The organism is Streptomyces poriferorum (assembly GCF_019399235.1).
Taxonomy (GTDB): Bacteria; Actinomycetota; Actinomycetes; order Streptomycetales; family Streptomycetaceae; genus Streptomyces; species Streptomyces poriferorum.
This window is the reverse complement of sequence record NZ_JAELVH010000284.1, coordinates 1-8,041: the sequence shown is the minus strand read 5'-3', so window position 1 is coordinate 8,041 and position 8,041 is coordinate 1. Positions and strand designations below refer to the sequence as shown.

The window sequence follows — 8,041 nt, the reverse complement described above, 5'->3', positions numbered from 1 at the left end:
ACCCCCGCCATCGGCAGGAACACCACCGCGAACGCCCCCGGGTGCGAGCCGGACGCGCCCGCGTCCACCGCCTCGTGCACCGCGCCCACCGCTCCCCCGCCGAGGGCCGCGAACGCCGCGCCGCCCGCGGCCAGCAGCAGGACGTTGGAGAGGCCGTCGGAAATCTGGAGCGCCGCGGAGTTCGCCCCCGCCTCCTCCGGCGCCGACAGCTTCAGCAGCAGCACGCTCGTCGATGCGATCACCATGCCCATGCCGAAGCAGCCGAAGGCCCAGGCCACGGCGACCGTCCAGACCGGCACCCCGTCGATCAGCACGGCGGGCGCCGCCGCTATCGCCGCCGCGACGAGCACCATGCTGCCCACCATCAGCCGGTCGCGGTGCGGTTCCATGCGGGGCCGGGACTGTACGTAGGAGCCGAGCGCCCACGTACCGCCGCCGGCGGCGAGGGAGAGTCCGGCCATCGTCGGGGACATCCCGCGCTGGGTGACCAGCATCAGCGGGACGAACGACTCGGCGGCGATGAACGACCCGGCCGCCACCCCGCGCAGCAGCACCACCGCGGGCAGTCCGCGGGCGGCGCGGGCGGTGCCCGGGGGCAGCAGGCCGCGGATCGCCGGGACGAGCAGGGCGGCACCGGCGGCGGCCGGCAGCAGGGAGAACCAGTTCCGCTCCTGCCCGGCGTACTGGAGCAGACCGGCGCCCAGCGAGATGCCCAGCGCGAGCGCGATGCGCCGGCGGTCGTACGGCTCCACGGGCGCCGCCGGGTCCGCCGGACCGGACGCCGTCCGCCGGATCGCGGGCAGCGCGAGCGCCAGCGGGAAGACGACCAGGACCGGGATGCCGACGAAGACCCAGCGCCAGCCCAGGTGCTCGGTCACGCTTCCGGAGGCCAGCGGCCCGACGACGGACGGGATCACCCAGCTCGCGGCGAACGCGGCCAGGATCGACGGCCGCAGGTGCTCCGGGTAGGCCCGGCTGATCACCACGTACAGCGCGACGATCACCAGCCCGCCGCCGAGACCCTGCACGGCCCGGCCCGCGATGAACATCCACATGGTGCCCGCGGTCCCGGACAGCAGGAGCCCCGCCCCGAAGGCGCTGATCCCGGCGGCGAGCGGTGCGAGCGGCCCGCGCCGGTCGGCCCACTGGCCGGACAGCACCATGGCGAAGAGGCTGGTGGTGAAGTACGCCGAGAACGCGAACGCGTACAGCGGGATGCCGTGCAGCTCACGGGCGGCGACCGGCATCGCGGTCCCGACCGCCGTCGCCTCGAACGCGATCAGGAAGACGACGGAGACGATGCCGATGCTGAGTGCCCGGTAAGTCCGTCCGAGGACGCCTTCGGGCGCCGTGGCGACCGCTGCCCCCGGTGTGTCGTCGGTGTCTTCGATGCGGGGCGAGACATCGGCGTCACGCGGTTCCAGGGCGGTCATGAGCCCAAGAGTAAGGGGCGAAATCCGGCATGGGACCTGTCGTGGGTCGGTCACGTTCTCCGACGTTGGTCGTAGGACCGGGACGGGCGGGACCGCCGGCCATCGTGAACGCCGTATGGCAGTCGCGTTGCACGGCGGCACGCACCCTTGTCCGCCCGGCCGCCACGGGAATACGGTCGGTCCATCGCACCACGGCACAACGGCATCACCCGCACGACCGTGTGCCCGAGAGGCTCAGGGGCTCGACTGCAACTCGAGTTACACCGGTTCGAATCCGGTCACGGTCTCCACACCGGTCCGCCCGCCCCTCACTCCGAGGGGCGGGCGGACCGTCGTTCCGGCACTGTCAGCGGCCGGACACCGCGTTCGGCTCCCGGTCTCCCTCGTACAGCGCCACGAGGGCGTCCGCGTGGGAGAGGCCGCTCTCCTCGACGACTTCGCGGATGCTCTGGGCCTCGCGGACCATGGCGAGGCGGATCCGCCCGGACCGGTCCGTGCGGTATCCGTACACGGCCGGTCTGGGCAGGGAGTTGTACGAGAAGTGCGAGGAGAAGTAGTACGCGCCTGTGTCGTACAGCGCCACCACGTCACCGGGCTCGATGGCCGGGAGTTCGCGGGCGGTCGCGGTCAGGTCCCCGGCGAAGCAGCACGGTCCCGCGATGTCCACGACCTGGAGCGGGCCGTCCTTGGGGCGGCCTGCGGCGTCGAACACGCCGACGCGCAGGGGCCAGGCGTCCGGCATGAACACGGTGCGGGTGGCCACCTGGGCGCCGGCGTGGGTGACGGCGATCTGCCGGCCGCCGGCGGACTTGGTGTACTCGACGAGCGAGCCGATGGTGCCGCTCTTCGCCAGCAGTGAGCGGCCGAACTCGGTGACCAGGGTGTAGCGGCCGTCGAAGAGCCCGGGAGCCGCGTCGCGCAGTTCGGCGACGTAGTCGGAGTAGGTGGGGCGGTCGTCCTCGGTGTCGAAGTTGACGGGCAGACCGCCGCCGATGTCCAGCCCGGTGATCCGGGCGTGCCCCAGCTGGTCGTTGATCCGCTCCGCGAGGTCGTACGCGGCGCTGACGCCCTGGGCGATGAGCGGCAGCGGGCAGCCCTGGGAGCCGACGTGTGCGTGCAGGCGGTTGAGCCAGGGGCGCCGGGTGAAGGCGTCGATCACGGCGTCCACGGCGCCCGGGTCGCGCAGCGCGACGCCGAACTTGGAGGTCGCGGTGGCGGTGCTCATCGCCCCGATGGCGCCGGCGCCGACCTGGGGGTTCACCCGCAGTCCGATGGGTCCGGCGGGCTCGCGGCCGGCCAGCAGCCGGTCGACGCGCTCCAGCTCCTGGAAGTTGTCCAGGTTGACAGCGATGCCGTGCTCCAGCGCGAACTCCAGCTCCTCGACCGTCTTCGCGGGGCTGTCGAAGACCAGCCGGTCGGGGGTGAAGCCGGCGGCGAGGGCCTGCTCCAGCTCGCCGGGCGAGGCGACTTCGCAGCCCATGCCGGCGTCGGCGAGCAGCCGGAGTACCGGTACCAGTCCGCACGCCTTGGCCGCGAAGGTGTGCTGGACCGTGGCCGCTCCCTCGAACGCCTCGTTCAGTGCGTCCACTGCGGCCAGCACCCCGTCGACGTCGAGGAGGCCGACCAGCGGCGCGCCGGGGCCGAGCAGGCCGTCCTCGACGGCACGGGCCAGCGCCGCCTCGCGGGCGGTCTTGCGCCGATGGGCCGAACCGGATGTCACCTGAACCAACTCCTACGTGATGACGTGATGACGTGATGGGTCGCTCGTGCGCCGCGCCCGTCCGGCCGCGTGCCGTTGTGCCCAGCTTCGGTGCGCGGAGCCCGGCATGTCTTCGTCGGACACGACCATGCCTGACCGGTTGGCATGTCGAGTACGACAACCAAACGATCATGAGCGCGGGAGCTGTCCCCGAAAACGCCTCAGCCAGTACGCCTGTCCAGGCGCAGTCCCACGTCCGCCAGGAGCCGCACGGCCGGATCGGCCAGGTCGACGCCGAACAGGTCCCTGGCCCGGCGCAGCCGGTATCGCAGCGTGTTGGGGTGCACGTTGAGGCGCCGTGCCGCGGCCGCCGTGTCACCGAAGGCGTCGAGGTGCGCGGCGACCGATTCGCCGTACCGGGAGCCGTGTGCCCGGTCGTGCGCGGTCATCGCGTGCACCGGTCCCTCCATCGCCCCCCACAGCGGCTCCACCCCGTCCAGCAGCCGCAGCACCGCCGCCTCCGCCGCCACCTCCTCGTACGACGCCACCGCCGACCCGGTCCCGCCTGCGGGCAGGCGTGCGGCCCGCTCCCTCAGCACCCGTACGACCAGCTCCGCCGCGTCACGGGAGCCGGGCAGCTCCGCCAGGTCGGCCACCACGGGGCCGGCGCCGGCGTAGACCACGCCGCGCGGCACCCCGCGGGCCGTCGCCAGCAGGGTGCGCGCGGGGTCCGTCTCGCCGTCCACGGCCGGCACCAGGGCGTACAACCGCTGCCCCGACCGCGCGGTCACACACCCCGGGCGGTAGGCGGCGGCCTGCAACGCGAGCACGTCGAGCACCCGTTGCCCCACGTCGCCCGGCGCGGGCTCCGGACCGTCGTACGCCTCCGCCACCATCACCGCGTACGGCCGGCCCCTTACGATCCCGACGTCGTGCGCCGCCTGCGTGCTGCCCGCCAGGAGTGCGTGCACCGCGCCCTCGCGCGCCCAGGCCGCGGCCCGGCCCCAGGTCCGGTGGTGCGACAGGTGCGGGACCGCGGCGCGGCCCGCCGTCCGCAGCGCGGCGACCGCGTCCTCGGCCAGCGGCCGCCCGTCCGTGGCGGCCCAGATCGAGCCGAGGACCTCGGATCCGTGCCGCACCGCGACGGCCAGCCGCTCGGCGTACCGGTCGTCGGCGGGCAGCCGCACCACGTCGTCGGTGTTCCACAGGGCCTGGAAGAAGCCGCTCTCCCGCAGCTCGGTGACCCGCCAGCGGGGCACTTCCTGGCCCAGGATCGTGAGCCTGCGCATCGGGTCGGGCTCGTGGTCCATGCGTGAGTACGCCAGCACCCGGGACTGCGGGTCCTCGATCGTGATCGCGCCGCCGACGAGGTCCGCCACGGTGTTGGCCAGGCCCGACAGATCTCCCAGCCGCAGACCGTCCACCCCGGCCATGCCCGCGGACCGGTCCGGGACGCTGTGCACCAGCGCCGTCCGCAACCGGCCGAGCACCTCGGTCCAGCCCTGGTCCGGCCGCCGGGCCAGCAAGGCCGTACGTCCCCGCTCCGCCGCCTCCAGCAGGGCCGCCCGGGGCCCCCGGGCGCCGCGCCGCATCACCACGGCCGCTGCCCCGGCGCGGTCCGCGGCGCGCAGCACGTCGACCGCCTCGGGCGAGGCGACCTCCACGCCGACGGCCAGCAGGACCATGCCGGTGGCCGCCCACGCCTCCTCGTCCCGCTCCTCGCCCGGGTCGTGCAGCACCACGTCCCGGACCCGCACACCGGTGCCCTGCGGTGCCACGACGACGTCGAGCGTCCCGGCGGCGATCAGCGCGAGGAGCTGCGCCAGGGTGGGGCCGCTTTCGGGGCGGTCCGTCTCAATGGGGTGCATCCGCACATAGTGGACCGGACCGGCCCGGCGCGGCCATGTCGCCCGTCACTGCGCCGGGGCCGGGATCAGGACTTGGGCGCGGCGACGGCCGCCTGCGGTCTGATCGGGAGGCGGTTAACGGGGCGGCCGGTGGCCGAGCGGACCGCGGCGGCCACCGCGGCCGGCGAGGTCACGACCGGGACCGCCGAGGCGGGCTTGGCGCCGAAGGGGGCCACCACGTCGCGTTCCTCGACGAGCTTGACGATGCGGATGTCCGGGGCGTCCAGGGCCGTCGGCAGGGCGTAGCCCGTCAGGTCGGGGTGGCGGACGAGACCCCGGGCGCTGCGGAGGTTCTCCGTCAGAGCGGCCCCGATGCCCTGCGTGACGCCCGCCTCGATCCGGGTCGCCAGCTGGGACGGGTTGAGGACCCGGCCGACGTCCTGGGCGACCGCCATCTCCACGACCCTGATCGAGCCGAGCTCGATGTCGACGTCCACGACCGCGCGGATCGCGCAGAACGCGAGGCCGACGAAGGCGTCGCCCTGGCCGGACTCGTCGAGCGGTTCGGTGGGGTGGGGGCGGCACTGGGCGGTGGCCCAGAGCTCCTTGCCGTCCATCGCCTCGGTGACGGTCGTGGAGAGCACCCCGTCGTAACTGGTGATCTTGCCGTCGGCGATCTGGAGCAGCTCGGTGGACATGCCGAACTTGTGGGCCAGTGGCTGGAGCAGCTGGGTGCGGACCATCTTCGCCGCGCGTTCGACCGCTCCGGCGGAGACCCAGGTGTGACGGCCGTGCGTCGCCGGACCGGCCGGGGGCTGGTCGGTGTCGACGGACGCGACGTGCACCTCTTCGATGCCGAGCGTCTCCTGCACGACCTGACGGGCGAGCGTGGTGAAGCCCTGCCCGGTCTCGACGGCGGCGCAGATGACGGTGGCGACGCCGTCGTGGACCCGGACGGTGGCCGTGGAGACCTCGTCGGTGCCCTCGGCGCCGAGCATGTGGACCATGCCCAGCGCGTAGCCCACCCCGCGCCGCACGGCGCCGGGTTCGCCCGCGCCCTCGGGGCCGCCGGGCAGCAGCCAGTCGTCCTCCGGGGAGTCCTTGGGCAGCGAGGGCAGCGGGACGTCCCGTACGGAACGCAGGAGCTCCGCGACCGGCGCGGGGCAGGTGACCGTCTGCCCGGTGGGCAGGATGTCGCCGGTGGACAGCACGTTGCGCATCCGCAGCTCTGCCGGTTCGATGCCGAGCTTGGCCGCGAGCTTGTCCATCTGGCCCTCGTACGCGGCACAGACCTGCATCGCGCCCTCGCCCCGGACATGGCCGGAGGGCGGGTTGTTCGTCCGGACGGCCCAGCCCTCGATGAAGGCGTGCGGCACGACGTACGGACCGCAGGCGAAGGCGACCGCGGCGGCCAGGGACTCCGACGAGGCGTCCGCGTAGGCACCCGCGTCCAGGAGGATCTGGGCCTCGACCTTGACCAGGCGGCCCTCCGCGTCCGCGTGGTGGCGGTAGCGGAGCAGCGTGGGGTGGCGGTGCGCGTGGCCGAGGAAGGACTCCTCGCGGGTGGCGGCCAGCTTGACCGGGCAGCCGGTGCGCAGGGCGAGCAGGCCGAGGGGGAGCTGGAAGCCGGGGTCCTCGCGGTCGCCGGTGGCGCCGGGCACCCCGGTGACGACGACCTTCACCCGGTCGGGTTCCAGGCCGAAGCAGGCCGCGGCGAGGTCCCGGTCGGTGTGCGGGTCGGTGGACGCGGTGTAGATCTCCACACCGCCGTCGGGGCGGGGCACGGCGAGTCCGGCCTCGGCGCCGATGGGTGCCGGGTCCTGCCGGCCGATGCGGTACAGGCCCTCGACGACGACCTCGCCGGTGATCTCGGGGTCGCCGTAGCGCAGGGGGATGTGGCGGATCAGGTTGCCGTCGGGGTGCAGCGGCTCGGCGGCGAAGGCCTTCTCCGGGTCGGTGACCGGTTCCAGCACCTCGTACTCGACGGTGATCGCGGCGGCGGCCAGCCGGGCGGTGTCCGGGTGGTCGGCGGCGACGGCGGCGATCGGTTCGCCGTGGTGGCGGACCAGGTCGGACGCGAAGACGGGGCGGTCGACGACGCGGCGGCCGTAGGCGCTGTCGCCGGGGACGTCCTCGTGGGTGACGACCGCGCGCACACCGGGCATCCCGGCGGCGGCCGAGGTGTCGATGGACAGGATGCGGGCGTGCGGGTGCGGGGAGCGGAGCACGGCCGCCCAGAGCAGTCCCTCGGCCCACAGGTCGGCGGCGTACGGGAAGGTGCCCTCGGTCTTGGCGCGGGCGTCGGTGGGCGGCAGGGAGGCGCCGAGGCCGAGCAGCGGCTGCTCGGTTCCGGGGCCGCCCGGGCCGTCCAGCGACGGGATGCTGATCGCCGTGTGGGTGGCGCCCGCCGCGGTGGCCGCGTCGTTGCTCACGCCATGCCTCCGTCCTGCAGATGGGCCTGCACACTACCCGCGCCCGGCGCCGCCTGGTGCGGGATGCGGGCCTCGTCCGCCTCGGCGGACTCCTGCGCGGGCGCCGAGGCCGCCTCGGAGGCGGCCTCCCGGCCCGCGATGACCTCGTTCACGGCGTCGAGCACGCCTCGGTAGCCGGAGCAGCGGCAGAGGTTGCCGCAGAGCGCCTGGCGGGTCTCCAGTTCGCTGGGGGCGTGGTTGCCCTCCAGCAGGTCATGGACGGTCATGGCCATGCCCGGGATGCAGAAGCCGCACTGGACGGCGCCGCACTCGGCCAGGGCGCGCTGGACGTCGGACGGTTCACCGTCGACGGCCAGGCCCTCGACCGTACGGACCTCGCTGCCCGCCGCCGTGGCCGCCGGGACCAGGCAGGAGGCGACGAGACGGCCGTCCACCTGGACGTTGCAGGCACCGCACTCGCCCTGCGAGCAGCCGTCCTTGGCACCGGCGAGGCCGAGGCGCTCGCGCAGCACGTAGAGCAGCGACTCGCCGATCCAGGCGTCGGTGACGGGCCGGTCGGCGCCGTTCACATGCAGCACGTAGGAGGTGGCGGGGTGCTCGCTGGGCAGGTCGAGCACCCCGCCACCTCCT

Annotated in this window: 5 protein-coding genes and 1 tRNA gene; 1 reads left to right on the top strand and 5 read right to left on the bottom strand. The window is 74.3% G+C overall.

From position 1 onward, the window contains the following. A partial coding sequence (locus tag JGS39_RS32860; RefSeq protein WP_219573412.1) for an MFS transporter occupies positions 1 to 1,433 on the bottom strand: 1,433 nt, incomplete at its 3' end. Between the two features lie 215 nt (positions 1,434 to 1,648). On the opposite strand from JGS39_RS32860, the gene JGS39_RS32855 reads away from it, so the two are divergent. Beyond that, positions 1,649 to 1,723, top strand: a tRNA-Cys gene (locus JGS39_RS32855). A 56-nt stretch (positions 1,724 to 1,779) separates the two neighbouring features. On the opposite strand, the gene JGS39_RS32850 is transcribed toward JGS39_RS32855, so the two are convergent. From JGS39_RS32850 to JGS39_RS32835, 4 genes are all read right to left on the bottom strand, one after another. Next, the gene (locus JGS39_RS32850) at positions 1,780 to 3,153 is read right to left on the bottom strand and encodes a type III PLP-dependent enzyme domain-containing protein (RefSeq protein ID WP_219573411.1); all 1,374 of its coding nucleotides are present in this window, start codon (positions 3,151 to 3,153) and stop codon (positions 1,780 to 1,782) included. A gap of 200 nt (positions 3,154 to 3,353) precedes the next feature. After that, a complete protein-coding gene (locus tag JGS39_RS32845; RefSeq protein ID WP_219573410.1) occupies positions 3,354 to 5,000 on the bottom strand; it encodes a PucR family transcriptional regulator in 1,647 nt (548 codons plus the stop codon). A gap of 65 nt (positions 5,001 to 5,065) precedes the next feature. Continuing rightward, complete coding sequence (locus JGS39_RS32840; protein ID WP_219573409.1) at positions 5,066 to 7,411, bottom strand: xanthine dehydrogenase family protein molybdopterin-binding subunit; 2,346 nt, start codon at positions 7,409 to 7,411, stop codon at positions 5,066 to 5,068. Then, a partial coding sequence (locus JGS39_RS32835; RefSeq protein WP_236065862.1) for a (2Fe-2S)-binding protein occupies positions 7,408 to 8,041 on the bottom strand: 634 nt, incomplete at its 5' end. The genes JGS39_RS32835 and JGS39_RS32840, both read right to left, overlap by 4 nt.

Excerpts from the sequence above, each read along its gene's own strand:
- JGS39_RS32845 (WP_219573410.1), bottom strand. The coding sequence starts at position 5,000 with ATGCACCCCATTGAGACGGACCGCCCCGAAAGCGGCCCCACCCTGGCG.